We start from the raw sequence: 21,066 nt of genomic DNA, 5'->3' as shown, positions 1-21,066 counted from the left end.
GCAGGGCGCCAGCGTCCAGGGCGAGGAGCCGATGCGCGGCTTACTCGGCGCGGCGGTAAATCAGGTCCCAGACACCGTGACCGAGCCGTTCGCCCCGCGCCTCAAACTTGGTCAACGGACGAAAGTCGGGACGCGGCACATAGGGTGTCGTCTCCTCGGTCGCCGTATTGACGTAGCCCGGCGCCTCATCCATGACCTCGGCCATCCACTCGGCGTAGGCCTCCCAGTCGGTCGCCATGTGCAGGGTGCCGCCCGGCTTGAGCCGCTGGCGCACCAGCTCCACAAAGGCTGGCTGAACGATACGCCGCTTGTGGTGCTTCTTCTTCGGCCAAGGGTCCGGGAAAAACAGCTGGAGGGTGGTCAGGCTGGCTTCCGGCAAACATTGCTCGAGCACCGCCAGGGCATCCTCGCGATACACCCTGAGGTTGGTCAGCCCACGCTTGTCGGCTTCATCCAGCAACTTGCCGACTCCCGGCGCATGCACTTCAATGCCGATAAAGTCAGTATCCGGATGAGTTTCAGCCTGCTCGACCAGTGATGCCCCCATGCCAAAGCCGATTTCAACGACTCTAGGGGCGCTGCGTCCAAACAACGCGTCGAGGTCCTGGCGCCCTTGATCCAGCGTCAGGCCAAGCTTCGGCCATACCTCTTCCAACCCACGCGTCTGCGCCTGGGTCATGCGCCCGGCCCTCAGCACATAGCTCTTGATACCGCGACGATGCAGCGGTGCCTCGGGCCCTTCGGGGCCAGTATTCTTGCCCTCTTGCGGGCGGTCTTGATCGGTCATGATGGTGTCTGGCGGCGTGAAAAGTGACTGGTGAGCAGCGCTTCTGCGGAAAGCGCTGCCGCCACTGCTGCACTGGCAACATGACGACAGCGCGTTCCCAAGGCCGGCTTCACACGTTGATGCGTCCAGCGAAAGGTGAGGAGGCTTCAGCGTTGCGACGAGGCATGCGCCCGGCAAGAAACGCCTGGCGCCCGGCCTGTACCGCGTGCTTCATGGCTTCGGCCATCAATACCGGCTGGCGCGCGTGGGCAATGGCGGAATTCATCAGCACCCCGTCGCAGCCCAGCTCCATGGCTAACGCGGCTTCTGATGCGGTGCCAATGCCGGCATCCACCAGCACGGGCACCTTGGCCTGCTCGATGATCAACCGCACATTGTAGGGGTTTTGAATGCCTTGACCGGAGCCGATCAGCGAACCCAGGGGCATCACCGCGCAGCAGCCGATCGCCTCGAGCTCTCGGGCAACGATGGGGTCATCGCTGGTGTAGACCATGACGTCGAAACCATCGGCTACCAGGGTTTCAGCCGCCTTGAGGGTCTCCACCACGTTGGGATACAAGGTGTTGTCATCGCCCAGCACTTCAAGCTTGACCAGCTTGTGACCATCCAGCAGCTCACGGGCAAGGCGACAGGTGCGCACAGCGTCCTTGGCGTTGTAGCAACCTGCCGTATTCGGCAGCAGGGTGTAACGCTCAGGTGGGACGACGTCGAGCAGGTTCGGCTCGCCGGCTTCCTGGCCCAGATTGGTGCGGCGCACCGCAAAGGTGACAACATCCGCGCCACTGGCGGCGATGGCATCGCCGGTCTCGTCAAAGTCCTTGTACTTGCCGGTCCCGACCAGCAAGCGTGAAGAAAAGCTGTAGCCGGCGACCCGTAGCGGGCTGTCCTGAAAGATATCGGTCATGCTCTGGTCCTTACTCGCAAAGCGATTCTGGGCCGCCGTCGAGCGGCGCACCATGAGAGTGAAGCGGGATGGCTCGCCTCAACCACCTCCGATAGCGTGGACGATCTCGATCCTGTCGCCATCGGCCAGCGGCGTCTGCGCGTGCTGGCTGCGCGGCACGATATCCTCGTTGAGTTCGACGGCGATACGCCGACCACCCAGGCCGAGCGCGTCAATCAACTCTGCCACGGTCTGTTCGCGGTCGAGGGCGTGGGGCTCACCATTGAGCTGGATCTGCATGGCCACCTCATTTTCAAGATGTCGCGGGGCCCACATTGTAGCGACTCACAGCGTCTCGGGGTACGGTTGGGGGCAGATTCCTTGCAACTGTCCCGGCCGCCGGCAGACGCTTCACGCCTCACCCACAGAGAGACCCCCTAATGCCTGATCGCCACTGGTGGATCACCCTGGCCCTGTCCGGGGCCTGCGTCGTCGGCCTCGGGGCCTTCGCCGCCCATGGTCTGCACGACCGCTTGCCCGAGCGCCTGTCGGCGGCCTTTGTCACCGGCGTGCGCTACCAGGCATGGCACACCCTGGCCGCCATGGCCGTGCTGGCATGGCGGTCGCAGTTCCCGATCCCTGCTCAATTACTGGCCCTGAAACTGTGGCTCGTGGGGGTGCTGCTGTTCTCGGGGTCGCTCTACGCCATGGCCATGGCGGGACTGGCAGGTGCCGGGCTGGGCCCACTCGGGGTGATCACCCCCATCGGCGGTACGCTGTTGCTGCTGGGATGGCTGGCCCTCGCCTGGGGACTTTGGCGCCAGCCCCGCTGATCATCAGTCAGCGTCCGGCAGCACGTAGGTCGCCGTCACATGGGCCACCGGCGCCTCATCTCCATCAGAGAACAGCTCTACCTCCCCCACCGCCAGACGTCGCCCAAGCTTGATCAACCGGGCATTGGCGATAAGGTCGCGATCACCCCGCGCGCGACGCAGAAAATGGCAGTTGAGGTTACTAGTGACGGCCATGGGTTCTGGGCCTATCTGTGCCAGGATGGCCACGTACAGACACACGTCGGCCAGGCCCATCATGGTGGGACCCGACACACTGGCACCGGGCCGCAAATGCTCGTCCTCGATGGCCAGACTCATGGTCGCACGCATCTCGGACACGGCCTCGATGGTGCCACAGCGCTGTGGGAAGACATCATCGAGAAAATCCTCGATGGCGGCGGCGGTCATCACGGTCATGGCTCTCTCCCTGAAAGCAGTCCAGCGACTTCACCATACCCCAAGGCGCGACACCATACCTCAACGCCCTTGCCACCAGGGCACAACGCAGCACCCCCGGAAACAGGGTTCCGGGGGTGCTGGTGATGCGCTCGACAACGTCTTGAGCGTCTTACTTCGCCTTGTGGACCTGGCGCCAGTGGTGCAGCAGCGGCTCGGTGTAGCCGGCAGGCTGCTCACGCCCCTTGAAGATCAGATCGCTGGCGGCCTGGAAAGCGCTGGAGTTGGCAAAGTCCGGGCTCATCGGCGTGTAGGCCGGGTCGCCTTCATTCTGCCCATCCACCACCTTCGCCATGCGCTTGAGCGTCTCTTCCACCCGCGCAGCATCCACTACGCCGTGATAGAGCCAGTTAGCAATATGCTGGCTGGAAATACGCAGCGTGGCACGATCTTCCATCAGGCCCACGTCATGAATGTCCGGCACCTTGGAAGCACCAACGCCTTGCTCGACCCAGCGCACCACGTAGCCAAGAATACCCTGGCAGTTGTTGTCCAGCTCCTGCTGAATCGCCTCATCGGACCAGTCCGCGGAGGTGACCACCGGTATCGTCAGCAGGGCCTTGAGCAGCTCTTCACGCTGCTCGCTTTCATCCAGTTCCTCGAGTTCGCGCTGCACCTGGGCCACGTCGACCTGGTGGTAGTGAAGCGCGTGCAGTGCCGCCGCCGTCGGAGACGGCACCCATGCGGTGTTGGCACCGGCCTTGGGATGACCAATCTTCTGCTCGATCATGGCCGCCATCAGGTCCGGCATGGCCCACATGCCCTTGCCGATCTGAGCACGACCACGCAGGCCACAGGCCAGTCCGACCAGCACATTGCTGCGCTCGTAAGCCTGGATCCAGTCGGCACCCTTCATGTCACCCTTGCGCAGCATCGGGCCCGCTTCCATGGCGGTATGCATCTCGTCGCCGGTGCGATCCAGGAAGCCGGTGTTGATGAACACCACGCGACTGGTGGCTTCATTGATGCAGGCCTTGAGGTTCACCGAGGTACGCCGCTCCTCGTCCATGATCCCCATCTTGAGGGTATGGCGAGCCATGCCCAGCAGGTCTTCGACGCGTCCAAACAGCGTGTTGGCAAACGCCACTTCCTTCGGACCGTGCATCTTCGGCTTGACGATATAGACAGAGCCGGTGCGCGAGTTGCGCGGCTGATCATCGCTCTTGTTGAGGTCATGCAGCGCAATCAATGAGGTCATGATGGCGTCGAGAATGCCCTCGGGCAATTCGTTGCCGTCAGCATCCAGCACGGCCGGGTTGGTCATCAGGTGACCGACGTTGCGCACGAACAGCAGCGAGCGGCCGGGCAGCGTCAGCTCGCCACCATCCGGCGTCAGGTACTGACGGTCCGGGTTCAGGCGACGGGTGAAGGAACTGCCGCCCTTCGACACCTCGGCCGTCAGGTCTCCTTTCATCAGACCCAGCCAACTGGCATAGACCCCCACCTTGTCCTCGGCGTCCACCGCCGCAACCGAGTCCTCACAGTCCATGATGGAGGTCAGCGCGGCCTCGACGACCACATCTTTGACATGAGCCGGATCGGTCTTGCCGATGGGGTGACTGTCGTCCACCTGAATTTCCAGGTGCAGGCCGTGGTGGGACAGCAGCACAGCGCTGGGCGCAGCGGCATCTCCCTGATATCCCACCAGCTTGCCGGGCTCCTTCAGACCGGTCTCGCGTCCACCTTCCAGTGAGACGACCAGGTGGCCGTCGCGCAGGAAGTACTTCACCGCATCACGATGTGAGCCTGTGGCCAGCGGCGCCGCCTGGTCCAGCACATTGCGAGCGTAGGCCACCACCTTTGCCCCACGCTTGGGATTGAAGCTCGAGCCTTTCTCGCAACCGTCCTCCTCGGAGATCGCGTCTGTGCCGTACAAGGCATCATAAAGGCTGCCCCAACGCGCATTGGCCGCATTCAGGGAGTAGCGAGCATTGTTGACCGGAACCACCAGCTGCGGGCCGGCTTGAGACGCGATCTCGCGGTCCACGTTCTCGGTTGTGACCTCGACCTTGGCAGGCGGGTCCACCAGATATCCGATGTCCTTCAGGAAGGCTTGATACGCCGCCATGTCACTGACCGGGCCGGGGTGCTCGCGATGCCAGGTATCAAGCTTGAGCTGCAGGGCATCACGTTCGGCCAGCAACTCACGATTCTCGGGCGCCAGGTCGTGAAAGATCGCGTCTACGCCTTTCCAGAAGTCCTCGGGATCAATACCTGTGCCGGGCAGCGCCTGATCATTGATGAACTGGTCCAGCTCGGCGGCCACCTGAAGGCGATGGCGAGTAATGCGTTGCGTCATGGGGTCTAGCTCCTCGTTGGGCCTTGGGTGCCCCCCTGGCACCATCCGGCCGGACAGGATGAAAGGTGACTGCTCCCGAAAGATTTTGTGGAAAATAATTCCACATGTAAACCCAAACGCTTCGTCTTTCCCCCAAGGCTAGACCAAAAGATAAGCCTGCGACGTAACCAATGATTAGGAAACAGTGGTGCCGAACAGGCGCAATCGCTAGCATGGAATGAGCAAGGATGCGTTAACAGGAAGGTTTTCAGGCCTGCCGATGGGCTGCCTCACGCTGTGCCGGACCAGATGGATGACGGCAACCACCGGCCCCATCTCGCTGTCTTACTCAGACAGGGACTGGGCAGGCAAGCGAGGGGCAGCGCGCTGGTGGCTCCCACCCAGCGTACCCGATGACTTTGTTAGCTTCGGGCTCCCGCCACACGGCCGCACCTTCCCGCGGAGGATGCCATGACCGATTACACCCCACTCGAAGACATCGAGACGCTGACGACCATCGTCAATCAGGGGGGCCGACTGTCCGCGGCTGGCGCCACCCCGGCCCTGGAGCAGGTGCTCGAACAGTACCTGTCGCACTATCGCCTCGATGCGATACTCGACGACCGGGTCACCCTGCATGCGGGCAATATCGAGACCCCGCGCTTTCGCCTATGGACGCAGGTCTGGCGTCCACGAAAGCCCAGGGGCACCGCGGTAGTGGTCCACGGTTATTACGACCACCTTGGCCTTTATCGGCATCTGCTCAAGCTGTTGCTGGAGCTCGAACTGACCGTGGTGCTGTGGGATCTACCTGGGCACGGCCTGTCCAGCGGTGAGCGTGCCGATATTGAAGACTTCGCGGACTATGGTGACTGCCTGCGCGCCCTTCAGCAGTACCTGGGGGACCATGGCCTCGCCTCTGGCCCCTGGATTGGGCTTGGACAGAGCACCGGAGGGGCGATCCTCGCCACCGACGCTCTGAGCCGCGGTGACGACGGTCACTGGTCTGCGCTGGTGCTGCTGGCACCGCTGGTCAGGCCCTGGGGATGGACCCGGGCAGCATGGGTCCACCTGCTGGTCAGCCCATTCGTCGATAGTGTGCCAAGAAAGTTTCGCCCCAATACCAACGATGATGATTTCGCGACCTTCCTTCGGGAGCAGGATCCCCTGCAGCCGGTCCGCTTACCTACCGGCTGGGTCACTGCCATGCGTCGCTGGATGCCGCGCCTGATGCAACTGCCGCCCTGTCAGCTGCCGACCCTGATCGTGCAGGGTAAAAAGGACATGACCGTGGATGGCCCATGGAATCTGGCCGTGCTCGGCAAGAAGTTCCCCCAGGCCACGGTGCATTGCCACGCCGAAGCGAGACACCACCTGGTAAATGAAGCCGAGGACATACGGCTGGAACTTTTCGAGGAAGTGCGTCACTTTTTGGAGCAACAGCTCAGCGCAGAGCCCCCCGTGAAAAGGATGTCACGACGATGCCCAGACGCCTGACCCAGAGTCGGTTCCTCCCCAACGTCTTTGCCCGCCCATCCAGCACCCGTCATTCCTTCAGCACTCTGCGATGGCTGACGTGGCTGGTGGCGCTCTGGCTCAGCGGCTGCGCGGGAGCGCCGGAGCGCCCCGATAGCTTGCGTCAGGCGCTGCTGGGACTTGGCCACCATGCCGCCGAGCAGGTCGCCCAGGCTCCTCCCCTGGCGGAGACGCCGCTGATCGATCAGGTGCTGCTGCTGTCGCCGCCCAATGTGGATGAACGTCTGTCATTGAGCGTCGCCCGCGTGCAGGAGAGCCTGACCCGCGGCCTGCTGGCCATCGACGATGGCCCCCAGGTACTGGACTGGCAACCCGGTGATACCCCCGCCGCGGACACCCAGCAGTGGCTGATCGATAGCCGCCTGATTGCCGATGGCCCGCGCCTGCGTCTGTCAGATCGAGAGCTGGTGCCCTATCGCTTTGAGCTGCGCCTGAGGCGGCCTGGCGACGGCGCGGCACTGTGGTCGACGGTGCTGAATGGCGCCTTCGACGCCGACGCGCTGTAATCACACCGGGCCATATCCCACGACATGCTCATGCTCGTGGTGGCATTCTGGCCCCACTGGTCAGGTGCCCCCCGTGTCCGGCTAACCTCGCTTGAGCAGACGGTCCAGTTGGCGGTAGCCAATTGCCTCGATCAGTTCGTCATGCCCTGGTGCGTCCTTGGCACCGAGATCGGCCAGCGTCAGCGCTACCCTCAGGACGCGGTGGTAGGCCCGGGCCGACAGTCGTAAGCGCTCCAGCGTCTGCGCCAGCCAGGCGCGCTCGGTGGCATCCAGGGCACAGGCGTTTTCCAGTGCCCTGCCCGATAAGCGCGCGTTCAACCCTCCCCGCGCCATTTGCCGCTCCCGCGCTGCCATCACCCGCGCCCGCACCATGGCGGTGCTTTCGCCAGGCTGCTGAGAGGTCAACTCTTCAACCGGCAGTCCCGGCACTTCGACCTGCAGGTCGATGCGGTCCAGCAGCGGGCCAGACAGCCGCGACTGGTAACGCTGAATCTGTGACGCCGTGCAGCTGCAGTCCTGGCGTGGATCCCCCAGGTGGCCGCAGGGGCAGGGGTTCATGGCAGCCACCAGCTGGAACCGAGCCGGAAAACGACGCTCGTGACTGGCTCGGGTGATGTGAATCTCTCCACTCTCCAGTGGCTCCCTGAGCACTTCCAGCACCTGCCGGCTGAACTCAGGCAATTCATCGAGAAACAGCACGCCGCAGTGGGCCAGGGAAATCTCGCCGGGACGCGGCCTCGACCCGCCTCCCACCAGGGACACCGCGCTGGCAGTGTGGTGGGGAGAGCGAAAGGGACGACAGCCAAAGCCTTCTGACAATGGCAGCGCACAGACGGAGCGAATGGCCGCCACTTCCAGGGCCTCATGATCTTCAAGGGGCGGCAGGATGCCGGGCAGGCGACTGGCCAGCAATGTCTTGCCAGTCCCTGGCGGACCGGCGAACAGCAGGTTATGACCGCCAGCGGCCGCTACCTCCAGGGCGCGACGCGCTTGATACTGTCCGCGCACATCACAGAGATCCAAGGCTGCCTCGACCGGCATCGACGATGCTGCCGCAGTACACGTCTGTAGCGGCACCCGTCCACTCAAGTGGGCGATGACATCCAACAGGTGGTCGGCGGGAAGCACCTCAAGGCCGCTGACCAGCGCAGCCTCCTGGGCATTGGCGGCAGGCAGGATCAATCGCCGCCCAGCCCGAAGGGTAGCCATGGCAAAGGGGAGCATGCCGGCGACAGGGCGAAGACGCCCATCCAGCGCCAGCTCTCCGGCACACTCAATACCGTCCAGCGCCGCCGCAGGCAACTGCCCCGATGCCACCAGCAGTCCCAGCGCAATAGGCAGGTCGAAACGTCCCCCTTCCTTGGGCAGATCGGCAGGGGCAAGATTCAGGGTGATACGACGCAAGGGGTAGTCGAGACCACAGGTCGCAAAGGCACTGCGCACCCGCTCGCGACTCTCTCTGACGGCGGTTTCCGGCAGTCCCACCAAGGTCATTCCGGGTAGGCCGTTGGCCAGGTGCGCCTCGACCTGAACTTCTGGAGCATCCAGCCCCACCCCGGCACGGGTCGTGATGATGGCAAGCGTCATGGGCTCCCTGCCTGACGGCTGACGTTATGGCTGTCAGTAGACCACGATCATCGGCCCCTCGCCGCCTGCGCACGCCAGAAACAGCCGGGCCGGCATATCCCTATGCCGGCCCGCTACATTCGCCAAGTGCTCTGGTAGAGATCACGCCGATGGCGTTTCACCGCCCTTGGCCGCGCCGTCCTGACCTTGGGTCGCAGGGGGTACGGGGATTTCGGCAGCTTCCTCGCTGACCGCGGGCGTTGCATCGACACCTGTCTGGCCCGCCGCTGCGCGCTCTTCGACCAGGCTCTCCAGGGCTGCGACCTGTTTCTCGAGGGCCTCGACGCGTGAGCGGGTACGCTGCAGCACATCCATCAGGATGTCGAAATCTTCACGTGAGACCAGCTCCAGGCGGTCGAAGGCGCCACGCACCACCTGTTGCACGCCCTTCTGGATGTCTTCCGGGGCCTGAGAAGCGCCCTGCAGACGCTCTCCAATCTGCTGGGCTAAACGGCTGATGCGATCCTGACTGATCATGGGGCTCTCCTTGTGCATCAAAACGGCGACTCTATTGCCGACAGCATACGCAAGCCTGACGCCCAACGCATGTCTCTTGGCTGCCTACGTTGGCTACAACGCTGGCGGGCCAGGTTGGCTAACGACGACGGTCCTTCCCGCCGTCACGACGGAACGTCGCGCGCTCACTGATGGCGCACGCGCCTCAGCGCCAAGCACCAAAGTAGTGCATCGTCATTGATGCAGTGCCGCAATTTACCCCCGCTATGCAGCCTCCCGCATATCCAACACGCCCTCAATTAACTCCAAGTTCATGTAATAAAAGATATTAGGAATAAAGTGGCACATTTCCCGCTATGACAACGTATCCATGCACCGAGCGGAAACAAGCCGCCACCCATGCACGTAGGGAGCCATGCCATGAAACTGATCACCGCCATCATCAAGCCTTTCAAGCTGGACGACGTTCGTGAAGCGCTGGCCGACAACGGCGTCCAGGGCATCACCGTGACAGAGGTCAAGGGATTTGGCCGTCAGAAGGGCCACACAGAGCTCTACCGCGGCGCGGAATATGTCGTGGACTTTCTGCCCAAGGTCAAGGTCGAGGTGGCCGTCGACGAAGCTCGCCTGGACAGCGTGCTGGAAGCGATCTGCAACGCCGCCAACAGCGGCAAGATCGGTGACGGCAAGGTCTTCGTCACGCCGCTGGAAGATGTCATCCGCATTCGCACCGGCGAACGCGGTTCGGACGCGGTCTGATGTCCGCCCCTGCCCTGACTCCCGATAATAAATAGCGAGACACTCTCATGGTTGATATCAGTGAACTCAGCTACGCGCTGGACACCTTCTACTTCCTCATCTGCGGCGCCCTGGTCATGTGGATGGCAGCCGGTTTCGCCATGCTCGAGGCCGGGCTGGTCCGGGCCAAGAATACCGCCGAAATTCTGACCAAGAATATTGTGCTGTTCGCCGTGGCCTGCACCATGTATCTGCTGGTGGGTTACTACCTGATGTATTCGTCCGACGGTGGCGGCATCATTCCCAATCTGGGCTTTCTGATCGGCACTGAGAACAGCGTCGATGCCGTGCTGGCCGGTGGCGAAGATGCCCCCTACTACTCTGCTCGCGCTGACTTCTTCTTCCAGGTCGTGTTCGTGGCCACCGCCATGTCCATCGTCTCCGGTGCCGTTGCCGAGCGCATGAAGCTGTGGGCCTTCCTGGCCTTCGCTGTGGTCATGACGGCCTTCATCTATCCAGTGTCTGGCTACTGGACCTGGGGCGGCGGCTGGTTGTCTGAAGCAGGCTTCTCCGATTATGCAGGCTCTGGCATTGTTCACATGGCGGGTGCCGCTGCCGCCCTGGCGGGTGTGCTGGTCCTCGGCCCGCGTAAGGGCAAGTACGGCAAGAACGGCGCGATCTACGCGATTCCTGGCGCCAACATGCCGCTGGCCACACTGGGTACCTTCGTCCTCTGGCTGGGCTGGTTCGGCTTCAACGGCGGCTCCGAGCTCAAGGTTTCCGACGTCGCTTCTGCCAACAACATGGCCCAGGTACTGGTCAACACCAATGCGGCTGCCGCAGGCGGCGTCATTGCAGCACTGATCCTGGCCAAGATCTGGTTCCGCAAGGCGGACCTCACCATGGCATTGAACGGTGCCATCGCCGGCCTGGTCTCCATCACTGCCGACCCGCTGTCCTCCAGCGCCCTGGGCGCCACCCTGATCGGCGCAGTAGGCGGCATCCTGGTTGTGGTCGCCATCGTGGTGCTCGACAAGCTGCGCCTTGATGATCCGGTCGGTGCCATCTCTGCCCACGGTGTTGCAGGTATCTGGGGCGTCCTGGCGGTACCGCTGAACAACGCCGACGCCACTTTCGGTGCCCAGCTGCTCGGTATTGCCGGCATCTTCGCCTGGGTCTTCACCGCCAGCCTGGTCGTCTGGCTGATCATCAAGGCGATCATGGGTGTCCGTGTCAGCGAAGAAGAAGAATACGAAGGCGTCGACCTTGCCGAATGCGGCCTCGAAGCCTACCCCGAGTTTAACGTCGCCAAGAAGTAAGCCTGAGCTTACCCGCGACTCCAGTGAGCTGGCGTGCTCCACCTGGCCCCTTCGGGGGCCTTTTTTATTGCTGGTTGCCAGGGGTATGCTTTGTCACACTAGTCAGGTCAGGCGCAACGGCGCGCCGCCCACGGGTTAGCGACGGACATGCCGCACGCCGCCCCTACACGGACAGGATGAGGAAACCGCCATGAAACTGGTGACCGCGATTATCAAGCCTTTCAAGCTCGACGACGTGCGCGAGTCGCTCTCCGAGATCGGCGTTCAGGGCATTACGGTGACAGAGGTCAAAGGCTTTGGACGACAGAAGGGCCACACCGAACTGTATCGAGGCGCGGAGTACGTGGTGGATTTTCTGCCCAAGGTGAAGCTCGAAGTCGCGGTGGATGACAGCATGACGGAACAGGTCATCGAAGCCATCGTGCAGGTCGCCAACACCGGCAAGATTGGCGATGGCAAGATCTTCGTCACTCCTCTGGAGCAGGTCATCCGTATTCGTACGGGCGAGACCGACAAGGACGCGGTCTGACCGGCGATGGCAGCTTTCTTTACGCCACCCCCCTGGAGCAGGTCATCCGTATTCGTACGGGCGAGACCGACAAGGACGCGGTCTGACTAGACCGGCAGGGACGCCGTCATTGCGACGGCTTCCTGGGGATTCCTTCCCGATACCGCTCGCTGCCGCTTACCCCCGGCGTCGCAACGGCTCTAGCAGGTCGCTCAGGCCGTTGTGGTCGATCTCGTGCATCAATGCCAGCAGACGTCCAATCTCTCCGGGGGGAAACCCGACCCGAGCAAACCACGCCAGGTAGGGCCCGGGCAAATCGGCGATCAAGGTGCCCTGATGCTTGCCGAAAGGCATCGGCAAGGTAACCAGGCGTTCCAGGTCCTGAGGATTCATCGCTGCTCCTGAGCGGGTGGGTAAGGGGAAGACGCACAGGGTACCGGCCTGCAGGCGGCGTCGCCATCGATTCGCTCCCCATTGAAAGTCTTCCCCTTCGACGCCATGGTCATTCCTAGGTATCGACAAGGAGGACGACATGACCACACTCGTGATAGGTGCCAACGGCCAGATCGGCCGCCAGGTCTGCGCCATCGCTCACCGTCAGGGACATCCGATTCGCGCCATGGTCCGCCGCGCCGAGCAGCGCGACTGGTTCGAGCAACAGGGGATCGAGACGGTCGTCGCCGACCTGGAGGACGACTTCGCCGCCGCCTTCGATGGTTGCGATCAGGTGCTGTTCACCGCCGGCTCAGGTCCGAACACCGGGCCCGACAAGACACTGTTGATCGACCTCTACGCCGCTACACGGGTGGCGGACGAGGCCAGCCGCCTGGGGCTGGACCGCATGCTGATGGTCAGCGCCATGCGAGCCGAGCAGCCGCTGCAAGCGCCGGAGAAACTCAGGCCCTACATGGCCGCCAAGTTCGCCGCCGATGCTTATCTGCGCAGCAGCAAGGTGGACCATATCATTGTCAAGCCAGGCCGGCTCACCGACGACGACGCCACCGGCCGGGTGGCCACGTCACTGGACGAGACCGGGGGCAACAACCAGATATCCCGAGCCAACGTGGCCCTCGCCCTGGTCCATCTATTGGGGCAGAGAAAGATCCGTAACCACGAAACGGTGCTGCTGGACGGCGAACGCGAGATCGCCGAGGCGCTCGGCGACTGACCACCGCCACACCGGCCAGTCCAGGCGATTCAATCCGCCAGCTCCAACGACGACGCCGATGGCAAGTGGCCATCGGCGTCGTCGTTTACGGCGTCCTGTCGAGGTGCCTTACTTCTCCACGAAGGCACGCTCGATGACGTAGTCGCCGGGCTCGCCCATGCGCGGGGAAATATTGAAGCCGAGCTCGTCGAGCAGTGCGCTGGTGTCATCCAGCATGGCCGGGCTGCCGCAGATCATGGCCCGGTCCTGCTTGGGATCGATGGGCGGCAGGCCCTTGTCGTCGGTCAGCTTGCCAGTGCGGATGTGATCGGTCAGGCGGCCCATGGTGTGGAAGTCTTCACGGGTCACGGTGGGGTAGTAGACCAGCTTCTCGCTGATCTCCTCGCCCAGGTACTCGTGAGCCGGCAGCTCCTTGGTGATGAAGTCGGCGTAAGCCAGCTCATTCACGTGACGCACACCGTGCACCAGCACCACCTTCTCGAAGCGCTCGTACACTTCGGGGTCCTGAATCAGGCTCAAGAACGGCGCCAGGCCGGTGCCGGTGGAGAGCATGTAAAGGTTACGCCCAGGCAGCAGATCGTCGCATACCAGGGTACCGGTAGGCTTGCGGCTGACCATGATCTGGTCGCCCACCTGCAGGTGCTGCAGACGTGACGTCAGCGGACCATCCGGCACCTTGATGCTGAAGAATTCAAGGTGGTCTTCATAATTGGGACTTGCCACAGAGTAGGCACGCATCAGTGGCTTGCCATTGACCTCAAGCCCGATCATCACGAACTGGCCGTTCTTGAAGCGCAGGCTGCGCTCACGAGTGGTGCGGAAGGTGAACAGGGAATCGTTCCAATGGTGAACGCTCAGCACCTCTTCCAGGGCAAACTTGCTCATGCCAACTCCTTAAAAGCGTGGGCTTATACGTTTAAAGAATAAGCCTTGATATCAAATCTTGCGGATAATTCTAAGACCGGCCATATTATCTGTTAAATGAATTGTATGGATATGTCTTATCTATTTCTTTGATATAGACAGTCTTCATCGGGAATTTTTGCTATCCGCGGCGGGTGCCTGATCCCCCCTCAAGGAGCCTCAACCATGCGCTACACCCTTCGCCAGCTGGAGGTCTTCGTGGCCGTCGCCCAGCACGAAAGCGTGTCTCAGGCAGCCCGCGCCCTGTCCCTGTCCCAATCCGCGGCAAGTACCGCCTTGGCAGAGCTTGAGCGACAATTCGACTGCCAATTGCTGGATCGCATCGGCAAACGGTTAAAGCTCAATGCCCTGGGCTTCCAACTGCTGCCCAAGGCGGTGGCCTTGCTCGACCGCGCCGAAGAAGTGGAAGAACTGCTCCGGGGACAGCAGGGCATCGGTACTCTGGATGTGGGCGCCACCCTGACCATCGGCAACTATCTGGCGACCCTGCTGATCAGCGACTTCATGCAGCGACATCCCGGCAGTCGCGTCCGCCTGCAGGTACGTAATACCCGATCCATCATTGATGCGGTGCGCCACCACCAGCTCGACCTAGGCCTGATCGAAGGGCAATGTGAAGAAGATGACGTTATCACCCAGCCCTGGGTCGAGGATGATCTGGTGGTGTTCTGCTCGCCCCGCCACCCCCTCGCCAACACGGGGCCAGTGGAACTGGACCGTCTGCTGAGAGAGCCCTGGATCATGCGAGAGGAAGGGTCAGGAACGCGCCTGACCCTGGAGCAGGCGGCACGTCATCGTCGTGGACGCTTTACCATCTTGCTGGAGCTGGAGCATACCGAAGGGATCAAACGTGCGGTGGAGTCGGGCCTGGGGATCGGTTGCGTCTCACGACTGGCGCTACGCGACGCCTTTCGGCGTGGCAGCCTGACCCCGTTGCCCACACCGGAGCTGGATCTCAGTCGTCAGTTCACCTTTATCTGGCACCGGCACAAGTACCTCACGGCCGGCATGCGGGAATTCCTTAGACAGTGCCGCCACATGACAGAGGGCATCCAGCGCAGCGACCAGATCGATCTGCCCCAGATACCGTGACGGCGCCCCACGTCGCGCCGTGCCGGTTGAACGGCCGCGACGTGGGGCCTATTTCAGCGCAGATCATCCACCGCATCGCTGATACGCGCACTGTCTGCCTTGGTCAGGTCCTTGGACAGCGTGTGTATGACCAACTTGGCAGTCGGAGCATCGAGCTTATCGCGCAGATGACCAAGGAAGCGGGGGGGCGCTACCATGATCAGCTTCTCCATGCTGTTATCCACTCGGGCCTTGTACAACCGATCGGCCACTTCTCGTGCGAACAGTACTTCGTGGTGATGCGTTGCGACGTCCTCGCTACCCGCTTGGCGAGATGACGTTGCACTGGACTCATGAACATCGCCGCCCTTGTCGGTCACTAGATCCCCCTCATGCAGCCGGCCTTCGGCATGCACGAGACTCTCCAGCTCTTCAAACCGGCGCCCTTCACGGGTGAAAATCCGCGCCCGTGACGCATCGGCTACCACGATATAGGTCGTCATGATCAGTCCTCGCCTCCCTGAGCTCTGTCACTCCGGCACAATGACCGGTACAGAATCACCATGGCAACGGACCTCAGATGCGTCAACTGATGGTTTTCGGCGACACCTGCGTCGCCCATCTCGGACACTGACCACAAGGACACTATTTGGGGTAGGATGCAGCGACTTGGCCCGCCGGCGAGCCAAGTGAGCACACACTCTCCCCCGCCGAGCAAAGATTCATATCTGTGGATAGTCCAAAACGGGCTACCTGCTGGAGGACCCAGACCATGCGCCAGTTCCTGCTACCCCGCGCCCCCCTGGCCCGGCGCACCCTGCTTTGTTGCCACCTTCTGGCCCAACTCGGTGTTCTTGCTGCCGGCCTGTGGTGGCTGATACCACGCTCTCCATGGGTCACCATGTCGAGCTGGAGTGACAGCTGGCCACCTCTGGCCGTGGGCGCGGGGGTCACCCTGCTGACCATGCTGGCCCTGCGTCTGCTGGCGGAGCTGTGGTTACTGCCCCACCACCTGAGTGCCCAGCGCCCCGGCTTTGCGCCAGGCGCCGTAGTGACGCGCTCCTATGACCGGCGTCCGGCGGTACACGATGGCGACAAGGCCTGGACATCGCAGGCACGCTCCATCGAGGACGACGACGCCGTCGTCGGCAGCGCGCGGGTGACCCGCGAGGCCGAGCCCCTCGCCCAACGCAAGCAACGCGAGCCGGGGCTGGATTTCCATCGTGCCACGCAGGAAGAGCCCGCCGGACGACGCCAGGAGCCAAGCCTCTAGCGCGCCGCCAAAGCGGCTGTCAGCATCCTCGCCATAACCGTCGCCGCCATAGCCGTCGGCACTGACAGACGAGCAGTACGCCCAGCAGCGCACCTAGCGTGTTGGCCAGCATATCCCAAGGGTCTCCCCCCAGGCGGCCAGGCACCGGGATCTGCGCAAGCTCGATCAGCACCCCGTAGCCGACGGCCAGCCCCACCGATAGCCACGCCCTGTCACAGGCCAGCGCCACCAACGCCGCCAATCCGGCATACGCCAGCAGGTGGTTGGCCTTGTCCCATGGCAGGTCTTCGGGCAACTCGCTGGCCGGCATCAAACTGCCCCAGGCGATGACCGCCGCTAGCAACAACGCCATCCCCCACCACCCGCCTGAATGACGCGGGCGCTGGCGGGTGGCGCCACTAGCGTCAGCCTGTCGCGATGTTGGCATGGTAGGCCGGGCTCAATTCATGCAGCGCGTCCATGAAGGCAGTCACGTTGCTCGGGTCGGTAAACTGGTTGATCCCGTGGCCCAGGTTGAAGATGTGACCAGGCCCTTCGCCGTAGCTATCGAGAATACGGCCGACTTCGGCACGAATCGCCTGGGGAGTGCCAAACAACACGTTCGGGTCCATGTTGCCCTGCAAGGCCACCTTCCGGCCGACCCTGCCGCGCGCATTGGAAAGCTCTGTGGTCCAATCCAATCCCAGCGCATCCGCCCCGGTGTCCGCCAGGTCCTCGAGCCACTGCCCGCCATTCTTGGTAAACAGGATCACCGGCACCCGGCGACCGTCATGCTCCCGCTCCAGTCCCGCCACGATCTGCTCCATGTACTTGAGCGAGAACTCGCGATAGGCCGGCGTCGACAGCGTCCCTCCCCAGGTATCGAAGATCTGTACCGCCTGTGCACCGGCACGAATCTGCGCATTGAGGTAGTCCGTCACGGCATCCGCCAGCGTATCCAGCAATTGATGCATAACGTCGGGGGTGGCGTAGAGCATGCTTTTGACGTGACGGAAGTCCTTGCTGGAGGCTCCCTCGACCATGTAGGTCGCCAGCGTCCAGGGACTCCCGGAGAACCCGATCAGCGGCACCCGACCATTGAGCTCACGCCGAATGGTGGAGACCGCGCGCATCACATAGTCGAGATCTCGCTCGGCATCCGGCGCCTGCAGCGCAGCCACGTCAGCGGCGGTTCTCACCGGCTTGCGGAACTTCGGACCTTCTCCAGTCTCGAAGTACAGCCCAAGGCCCATGGCGTCGGGGATCGTCAGAATGTCCGAAAACAGGATGGCGGCATCCAACGGAAAGCGTTCCAACGGCTGCAGCGTCACCTCACAGGCACGATCGGTATCGCGGCACAGGTCCATGAAGCTCCCGGCCTCGCCACGCACCCGCTTGTACTCGGGCAGGTAGCGACCCGCCTGGCGCATCATCCATACCGGTGTCCGGTCCACTGGCTGCCGTGCCAGAGCGCGCAAAAATCGATCGTTCTTCAGTTCCATGCAGGCATCATCCAACAGGAGATTTGCCCGCATTGTACCGCAATGACTGGCTGACGAGAGGCCCCTGCGACCGTGTGTCGTGGCTTACCCGAGTGCTTCCCGTGAGCCCAGCGCGAGTTCCTGATAGACTAAACGCCCCTTGACGGCCCGACCGTTGTCTTGACTTCGAGGTACCTCGTGACGATCCGCTTCATCGCCGCCTCCCGCCTACCCACCCCCTGGGCGACGTTCACCATGCACGGCTTCGAAGATGAAGCCACGGGCAAGGATCATATTGCCCTGACACTGGGCGATATCGACGATGGCGCCCCGGTGCTTGGTCGCGTGCATTCTGAATGCCTGACGGGGGACGCCTTGTTCTCGATGCGCTGCGACTGTGGCTATCAGCTGCAAGAGGCGCTCAAGCGTATCGCTCAAGAGGGGCGCGGGGTGATCCTCTACCTGCGCCAGGAAGGTCGCGGCATTGGTCTGCTCAACAAGATCCGCGCTTACCATCTGCAGGATCAGGGCGCCGACACGGTGGAGGCCAACGAGCGGCTGGGATTCGCTGCCGACTTGCGACGCTATGACCTGTGCGTCCCCATGCTCGACCACCTTGGCGTGCAAGGCCTCAAGCTGATGACCAACAATCCCAGAAAGGTCGATGCCCTGACCCAGGCCGGGGTGCAGGTGGTGGAGCGCGTAGCCCTGACCACCGGGCTGAATCCCCACAATGAGCACTACCTGTCGACCAAGGCTGGCAAGCTTGGACACATGATGGCCCTTGGTGATTTCACTCAAGCAGACGACGTGGACATCGAAAGAAAGTCCTGAGGTTGTAAGGAACCTGAAGGCGGCCCCGACAGAGGATCAAACGTCAACATGGCGTTCCATGGATTCCTACTGATGAGGTGTCACCATGAAATTCAAGTACCTGCTGCCCCTTGCTGCCATCGCCGCTCTTCCCTTGACCGCACAGGCTGATGCTCGCGCCACCGATCTCGCCAGGGCGCTCAACAGCGAACCCCTGTCCATGCGCGACGCGATGGCCAAGCCGGGGGACGACATCATCAATGCGCATATCGCCAGTGACAGCACCGAGGCCCTGCGCAAGGCTCGCCTCCGCCTACAGTCCCGTCATGTCGACATGACCAACTTCATGCTGAACCTTGATTTAAGCCGAGCTGCTACAAAGTAAGGCTTTATTTTCAACACCCTAAAGACATACGACCGTTTTAATAGAAACCGTCAATCAGCATCATTGAAGACCTTGGCTGGCACACAGTACCGCTGCCCAGCATACTCACTTCAGCGTTCGGCGGGGCCAGCAAGCGCTCACACTGTGAGCTACCTTCAGGCTCCGCTGTAACGGCAAGGAGAGACATCATGAAACGCGCTCTACGACTCGTTACCGTCACCGCTGTTCTCGCCGTCGTCCTGCCCGCTACGGCCATCGCAGCGCCACCCAAGTACGCTCTGGCGCAGCTGGACACAGTGGACGGAGATAGCACACAGCATCAGCTCCGCACCCGTATGCCGGCGATGATCGAGGCACAGCAGCCTAGCCAGGTGCAACGCTATAGCTGAGAGCCCTGATCTTTCTCCGTAAGAGCGGGTCCGTAAGAACGGGTCCGTAAGAGCGAGTCAGCAAAAACGAGCCCGGAGAAGCGAGTCCTGAAAGTCGCGCCATGGAACGAAGCGGAGTTAGACCAAGGTTGAAAAGGTATTTGACAGTTAGTTAGTCTGTTAATATTATGTCGCCAAGCAATAGCCATCCCCATCAGCGACCGACAGGTTCGACGCTACACCTGACCAAGGCGGTGGATGGCTAAGCACTCGTGACAGCCAAGACACGGTAGGCCCAGATGGGCCAAAAAATGCCGGAAAAATTAAAACGACCGTTTTATTTTAAACAGGTCGACCAATGAGAAGGGGGCCAAGCGGCCCGCAAGGAGAGACATCATGAAAGCCAAGATTACCGCCACAGCCCTGCTGATCGCTGCTGCCCTGCCACTGACGGCAAACGCTGATCCTGCCACTGACCGCGCGCAACACATCAACGCCGAGCCGCTGGCACAGGTATCAGGCGCCGCTGTCGATGCAGCACACCAGGTCGGCAACACCCATATTGCCGACAACGGCAGCAATGCCATGGCCAATGCCCGCCTCGAGCTACTGCGTGAGCAAGACAAGCGCACCGACTTCGCCATGAGCGAGCATGACCTGGATCTGGCTCGTCAGGCCACTACCGGTTAACGTTTTCGGCGGAAATTAAAACGACCGTTTAATTAAGGCCAGATCACCGTGTCATCGAGTCGACGACATCGATGGTGACGACACACGATCACCGGTGAGATGGCCTCTTGATCCATGGTTGCGCCGATCGTTTCGGCGTGAACAACAAACGAAAGCCGCGACTCGCTGACCATAGACATGGGATGGGTCACGGCAGCAACACCACTCACGACATCACTGACACAGTTTGACCGATAGAAGCTCCCTGGAGAGCTTCCACAGGAGAGAGACCATGAAAGCCAAGATTGCCGCTACCGCCCTGCTGATCGCCGCCGCCCTGCCGCTGACCGCCCAGGCCGATAATGCCAGTGAGCGTGCCCAGGCGCTTAACGCTGAGCCGCTGTCCCAGCTCACTGCTGACGCCGTGAACGTCGCCAATCAGGTGGGCAACACCCATATCGCCGACAACGGCAGTGACGCCATGGCCCACGCCCGTCTTGAGCTGCTGCGCGAGCAAGCCAAGCGCACCGATTTCGCCATGAGCGAGCACGACCTGGACCTGGCTCGTCAGGCCACTACCGGGTAATGTTTTCGGCTGAAATTAAAACGACCGTTTTATTCAGACCAAGAAATGCCACAGCCTCGGTGCCCACGGCATCGAACTGACCGACAGACGATCTGTCGAGAGCTTCCACAGGAGAGAGACCATGAAAGCCAAGATTGCCGCTACCGCCCTGCTGATCGCCGCCGCCCTGCCGCTGACCGCCCAGGCAGACCGGGCCAGCGAGCGTGCCCTGGCCGTTAACGCCGAGCCGCTGTCCACGATTGATGCTGGCGCACTTGAAACAGCACACCGTGTTGGCAATGCGCATATCGCTGACGACGCCAGCAACGCCATGGCCAATGCCCGGCTGGAACTGCTGCGCAACCAGGCACGCCATACTGACTTCGCCATGAGCGAAGACGATCTGGACCTGGCTCGCCAAGCCACCACTGGCTGATCAGGAGA

General features: G+C 62.1%; 27 protein-coding genes. 15 read left to right on the top strand and 12 right to left on the bottom strand.

Annotation, left to right across the window (positions count from 1 at the left end; genetic code table 11):
- Positions 1-40: 40 nt before the first annotated feature.
- From trmB to thiS, 3 genes are all read right to left on the bottom strand, one after another.
- A complete protein-coding gene (gene trmB, locus KUV86_RS19945) occupies positions 41-787 on the bottom strand; it encodes a tRNA (guanosine(46)-N7)-methyltransferase TrmB (RefSeq protein WP_224851906.1) in 747 nt (248 codons plus the stop codon).
- Positions 788-896: 109 nt separating this feature from the next.
- Positions 897-1,691, bottom strand: a complete 795-nt coding sequence (locus KUV86_RS07935) for a thiazole synthase (RefSeq protein WP_206942249.1) — start codon at positions 1,689-1,691, stop codon at positions 897-899.
- 78 nt (positions 1,692-1,769) lie between these two features.
- Positions 1,770-1,970, bottom strand: a complete 201-nt coding sequence (gene thiS / locus KUV86_RS07930) for a sulfur carrier protein ThiS (protein WP_206942247.1) — start codon at positions 1,968-1,970, stop codon at positions 1,770-1,772.
- Positions 1,971-2,110: 140 nt separating this feature from the next.
- Here thiS and KUV86_RS07925 point away from each other — a divergent pair, with 140 nt between their 5' ends.
- Entirely contained in the window at positions 2,111-2,503 is a 393-nt protein-coding gene (locus KUV86_RS07925) for a DUF423 domain-containing protein (protein ID WP_206942245.1), read from the top strand.
- Between the two features lie 3 nt (positions 2,504-2,506).
- Here KUV86_RS07925 and KUV86_RS07920 read toward each other — a convergent pair whose 3' ends face one another.
- Positions 2,507-2,920 (bottom strand): PaaI family thioesterase, encoded by a 414-nt coding sequence (locus KUV86_RS07920; RefSeq protein ID WP_206942244.1) that lies wholly within the window; start codon positions 2,918-2,920, stop codon positions 2,507-2,509.
- A 151-nt stretch (positions 2,921-3,071) separates the two neighbouring features.
- On the bottom strand, positions 3,072-5,258 hold the full coding sequence (locus KUV86_RS07915) for a malate synthase G (RefSeq protein ID WP_222162195.1): 2,187 nt from the start codon (positions 5,256-5,258) through the stop codon (positions 3,072-3,074).
- 450 nt (positions 5,259-5,708) lie between these two features.
- Here KUV86_RS07915 and KUV86_RS07910 point away from each other — a divergent pair, with 450 nt between their 5' ends.
- Complete coding sequence (locus tag KUV86_RS07910; RefSeq protein ID WP_206942242.1) at positions 5,709-6,734, top strand: alpha/beta hydrolase; 1,026 nt, start codon at positions 5,709-5,711, stop codon at positions 6,732-6,734.
- The gene (locus tag KUV86_RS07905) at positions 6,719-7,279 is read left to right on the top strand and encodes a hypothetical protein (RefSeq protein ID WP_261389608.1); all 561 of its coding nucleotides are present in this window, start codon (positions 6,719-6,721) and stop codon (positions 7,277-7,279) included. Before KUV86_RS07910 ends, KUV86_RS07905 begins: the two co-directional genes overlap by 16 nt.
- An 81-nt stretch (positions 7,280-7,360) precedes the next feature.
- Here KUV86_RS07905 and KUV86_RS07900 read toward each other — a convergent pair whose 3' ends face one another.
- Positions 7,361-8,866, bottom strand: a complete 1,506-nt coding sequence (locus KUV86_RS07900) for a YifB family Mg chelatase-like AAA ATPase (protein WP_222162199.1) — start codon at positions 8,864-8,866, stop codon at positions 7,361-7,363.
- 141 nt (positions 8,867-9,007) lie between these two features.
- Positions 9,008-9,382, bottom strand: a complete 375-nt coding sequence (locus KUV86_RS19940; protein WP_224907822.1) for an accessory factor UbiK family protein — start codon at positions 9,380-9,382, stop codon at positions 9,008-9,010.
- A gap of 399 nt (positions 9,383-9,781) precedes the next feature.
- On the opposite strand from KUV86_RS19940, the gene KUV86_RS07890 reads away from it, so the two are divergent.
- The 3 genes from KUV86_RS07890 to glnK all read left to right on the top strand — a co-directional run bounded on the left by KUV86_RS07890 (position 9,782) and on the right by glnK (position 11,947).
- Positions 9,782-10,120, top strand: coding sequence for a P-II family nitrogen regulator (locus KUV86_RS07890; protein WP_206942240.1), 339 nt, complete (start codon positions 9,782-9,784; stop codon positions 10,118-10,120).
- Positions 10,121-10,167: 47 nt separating this feature from the next.
- Positions 10,168-11,418, top strand: a complete 1,251-nt coding sequence (locus tag KUV86_RS07885; protein ID WP_206942239.1) for an ammonium transporter — start codon at positions 10,168-10,170, stop codon at positions 11,416-11,418.
- Between the two features lie 190 nt (positions 11,419-11,608).
- Positions 11,609-11,947: a P-II family nitrogen regulator gene (glnK, locus tag KUV86_RS07880; protein WP_206942236.1), complete on the top strand. Its 339-nt coding sequence runs from the start codon at positions 11,609-11,611 to the stop codon at positions 11,945-11,947.
- 156 nt (positions 11,948-12,103) lie between these two features.
- Here the strand turns inward: glnK and KUV86_RS07875 are convergent, their stop codons facing one another.
- The gene (locus KUV86_RS07875; RefSeq protein WP_045993906.1) at positions 12,104-12,319 is read right to left on the bottom strand and encodes a DUF3820 family protein; all 216 of its coding nucleotides are present in this window, start codon (positions 12,317-12,319) and stop codon (positions 12,104-12,106) included.
- Between the two features lie 139 nt (positions 12,320-12,458).
- Here KUV86_RS07875 and KUV86_RS07870 point away from each other — a divergent pair, with 139 nt between their 5' ends.
- Positions 12,459-13,094, top strand: coding sequence for an SDR family oxidoreductase (locus KUV86_RS07870; protein WP_222484328.1), 636 nt, complete (start codon positions 12,459-12,461; stop codon positions 13,092-13,094).
- A 108-nt stretch (positions 13,095-13,202) separates the two neighbouring features.
- Here KUV86_RS07870 and KUV86_RS07865 read toward each other — a convergent pair whose 3' ends face one another.
- Entirely contained in the window at positions 13,203-13,979 is a 777-nt protein-coding gene (locus KUV86_RS07865; protein WP_045993904.1) for a ferredoxin--NADP reductase, read from the bottom strand.
- 204 nt (positions 13,980-14,183) lie between these two features.
- Between KUV86_RS07865 and KUV86_RS07860 the strand changes: the two genes are divergently transcribed.
- The gene (locus KUV86_RS07860) at positions 14,184-15,110 is read left to right on the top strand and encodes a LysR family transcriptional regulator (protein ID WP_206942223.1); all 927 of its coding nucleotides are present in this window, start codon (positions 14,184-14,186) and stop codon (positions 15,108-15,110) included.
- Positions 15,111-15,163: 53 nt separating this feature from the next.
- Here the strand turns inward: KUV86_RS07860 and KUV86_RS07855 are convergent, their stop codons facing one another.
- Entirely contained in the window at positions 15,164-15,592 is a 429-nt protein-coding gene (locus KUV86_RS07855) for a host attachment protein (protein ID WP_206942221.1), read from the bottom strand.
- 269 nt (positions 15,593-15,861) lie between these two features.
- Between KUV86_RS07855 and KUV86_RS07850 the strand changes: the two genes are divergently transcribed.
- Entirely contained in the window at positions 15,862-16,362 is a 501-nt protein-coding gene (locus KUV86_RS07850; protein ID WP_222484326.1) for a hypothetical protein, read from the top strand.
- A gap of 19 nt (positions 16,363-16,381) precedes the next feature.
- Here the strand turns inward: KUV86_RS07850 and KUV86_RS07845 are convergent, their stop codons facing one another.
- Both KUV86_RS07845 and hemE read right to left on the bottom strand, forming a co-directional pair.
- Entirely contained in the window at positions 16,382-16,714 is a 333-nt protein-coding gene (locus KUV86_RS07845) for a VanZ family protein (protein WP_242520802.1), read from the bottom strand.
- Positions 16,715-16,766: 52 nt separating this feature from the next.
- Positions 16,767-17,843: a uroporphyrinogen decarboxylase gene (gene hemE, locus KUV86_RS07840; RefSeq protein ID WP_206942215.1), complete on the bottom strand. Its 1,077-nt coding sequence runs from the start codon at positions 17,841-17,843 to the stop codon at positions 16,767-16,769.
- Between the two features lie 177 nt (positions 17,844-18,020).
- Here hemE and ribA point away from each other — a divergent pair, with 177 nt between their 5' ends.
- The 6 genes from ribA (at position 18,021) to KUV86_RS07810 (ending at position 21,058) form a co-directional block, all read left to right on the top strand.
- A complete protein-coding gene (ribA, locus tag KUV86_RS07835) occupies positions 18,021-18,656 on the top strand; it encodes a GTP cyclohydrolase II (RefSeq protein WP_206942213.1) in 636 nt (211 codons plus the stop codon).
- An 85-nt stretch (positions 18,657-18,741) separates the two neighbouring features.
- On the top strand, positions 18,742-19,020 hold the full coding sequence (locus tag KUV86_RS07830) for a hypothetical protein (protein WP_206942211.1): 279 nt from the start codon (positions 18,742-18,744) through the stop codon (positions 19,018-19,020).
- A 188-nt stretch (positions 19,021-19,208) separates the two neighbouring features.
- Positions 19,209-19,409 (top strand): hypothetical protein, encoded by a 201-nt coding sequence (locus KUV86_RS07825; RefSeq protein ID WP_222484325.1) that lies wholly within the window; start codon positions 19,209-19,211, stop codon positions 19,407-19,409.
- A gap of 375 nt (positions 19,410-19,784) precedes the next feature.
- On the top strand, positions 19,785-20,078 hold the full coding sequence (locus tag KUV86_RS07820; RefSeq protein ID WP_206942208.1) for a hypothetical protein: 294 nt from the start codon (positions 19,785-19,787) through the stop codon (positions 20,076-20,078).
- 271 nt (positions 20,079-20,349) lie between these two features.
- Positions 20,350-20,643: a hypothetical protein gene (locus tag KUV86_RS07815; RefSeq protein ID WP_206942206.1), complete on the top strand. Its 294-nt coding sequence runs from the start codon at positions 20,350-20,352 to the stop codon at positions 20,641-20,643.
- A gap of 121 nt (positions 20,644-20,764) precedes the next feature.
- On the top strand, positions 20,765-21,058 hold the full coding sequence (locus tag KUV86_RS07810; protein WP_222484323.1) for a hypothetical protein: 294 nt from the start codon (positions 20,765-20,767) through the stop codon (positions 21,056-21,058).
- The last annotated feature ends 8 nt before the right edge of the window (positions 21,059-21,066 follow it).

Source organism: Halomonas sp. DP8Y7-3 (assembly GCF_019801675.1).
Classification (GTDB): domain Bacteria; phylum Pseudomonadota; class Gammaproteobacteria; order Pseudomonadales; family Halomonadaceae; genus Halomonas; species Halomonas litopenaei_A.
The sequence above is the reverse complement of the archived record's forward strand: the minus strand, read 5'-3'. Positions and strand labels throughout refer to the sequence as shown.

Excerpts from the sequence above, each read along its gene's own strand:
- KUV86_RS07820 (WP_206942208.1), top strand. The coding sequence starts at position 19,785 with ATGAAAGCCAAGATTACCGCCACAGCCCTGCTGATCGCTGCTGCCCTG.
- KUV86_RS07825 (WP_222484325.1), top strand. The coding sequence starts at position 19,209 with ATGAAACGCGCTCTACGACTCGTTACCGTCACCGCTGTTCTCGCCGTC.
- KUV86_RS07910 (WP_206942242.1), top strand. The coding sequence starts at position 5,709 with ATGACCGATTACACCCCACTCGAAGACATCGAGACGCTGACGACCATC.
- KUV86_RS07875 (WP_045993906.1), bottom strand. The coding sequence starts at position 12,319 with ATGAATCCTCAGGACCTGGAACGCCTGGTTACCTTGCCGATGCCTTTC.
- KUV86_RS07920 (WP_206942244.1), bottom strand. The coding sequence starts at position 2,920 with ATGACCGTGATGACCGCCGCCGCCATCGAGGATTTTCTCGATGATGTC.
- KUV86_RS19940 (WP_224907822.1), bottom strand. The coding sequence starts at position 9,382 with ATGATCAGTCAGGATCGCATCAGCCGTTTAGCCCAGCAGATTGGAGAG.
- KUV86_RS07865 (WP_045993904.1), bottom strand. The coding sequence starts at position 13,979 with ATGAGCAAGTTTGCCCTGGAAGAGGTGCTGAGCGTTCACCATTGGAAC.
- KUV86_RS07885 (WP_206942239.1), top strand. The coding sequence starts at position 10,168 with ATGGTTGATATCAGTGAACTCAGCTACGCGCTGGACACCTTCTACTTC.
- KUV86_RS07830 (WP_206942211.1), top strand. The coding sequence starts at position 18,742 with ATGAAATTCAAGTACCTGCTGCCCCTTGCTGCCATCGCCGCTCTTCCC.
- KUV86_RS07855 (WP_206942221.1), bottom strand. The coding sequence starts at position 15,592 with ATGACGACCTATATCGTGGTAGCCGATGCGTCACGGGCGCGGATTTTC.
- KUV86_RS07850 (WP_222484326.1), top strand. The coding sequence starts at position 15,862 with ATGCGCCAGTTCCTGCTACCCCGCGCCCCCCTGGCCCGGCGCACCCTG.
- KUV86_RS07815 (WP_206942206.1), top strand. The coding sequence starts at position 20,350 with ATGAAAGCCAAGATTGCCGCTACCGCCCTGCTGATCGCCGCCGCCCTG.
- KUV86_RS07925 (WP_206942245.1), top strand. The coding sequence starts at position 2,111 with ATGCCTGATCGCCACTGGTGGATCACCCTGGCCCTGTCCGGGGCCTGC.
- KUV86_RS07890 (WP_206942240.1), top strand. The coding sequence starts at position 9,782 with ATGAAACTGATCACCGCCATCATCAAGCCTTTCAAGCTGGACGACGTT.
- KUV86_RS07810 (WP_222484323.1), top strand. The coding sequence starts at position 20,765 with ATGAAAGCCAAGATTGCCGCTACCGCCCTGCTGATCGCCGCCGCCCTG.
- KUV86_RS07905 (WP_261389608.1), top strand. The coding sequence starts at position 6,719 with ATGCCCAGACGCCTGACCCAGAGTCGGTTCCTCCCCAACGTCTTTGCC.
- KUV86_RS07915 (WP_222162195.1), bottom strand. The coding sequence starts at position 5,258 with ATGACGCAACGCATTACTCGCCATCGCCTTCAGGTGGCCGCCGAGCTG.
- thiS (WP_206942247.1), bottom strand. The coding sequence starts at position 1,970 with ATGCAGATCCAGCTCAATGGTGAGCCCCACGCCCTCGACCGCGAACAG.
- hemE (WP_206942215.1), bottom strand. The coding sequence starts at position 17,843 with ATGGAACTGAAGAACGATCGATTTTTGCGCGCTCTGGCACGGCAGCCA.
- glnK (WP_206942236.1), top strand. The coding sequence starts at position 11,609 with ATGAAACTGGTGACCGCGATTATCAAGCCTTTCAAGCTCGACGACGTG.
- trmB (WP_224851906.1), bottom strand. The coding sequence starts at position 787 with ATGACCGATCAAGACCGCCCGCAAGAGGGCAAGAATACTGGCCCCGAA.
- KUV86_RS07900 (WP_222162199.1), bottom strand. The coding sequence starts at position 8,866 with ATGACGCTTGCCATCATCACGACCCGTGCCGGGGTGGGGCTGGATGCT.
- KUV86_RS07845 (WP_242520802.1), bottom strand. The coding sequence starts at position 16,714 with ATGGCGTTGTTGCTAGCGGCGGTCATCGCCTGGGGCAGTTTGATGCCG.
- KUV86_RS07935 (WP_206942249.1), bottom strand. The coding sequence starts at position 1,691 with ATGACCGATATCTTTCAGGACAGCCCGCTACGGGTCGCCGGCTACAGC.
- KUV86_RS07860 (WP_206942223.1), top strand. The coding sequence starts at position 14,184 with ATGCGCTACACCCTTCGCCAGCTGGAGGTCTTCGTGGCCGTCGCCCAG.
- KUV86_RS07870 (WP_222484328.1), top strand. The coding sequence starts at position 12,459 with ATGACCACACTCGTGATAGGTGCCAACGGCCAGATCGGCCGCCAGGTC.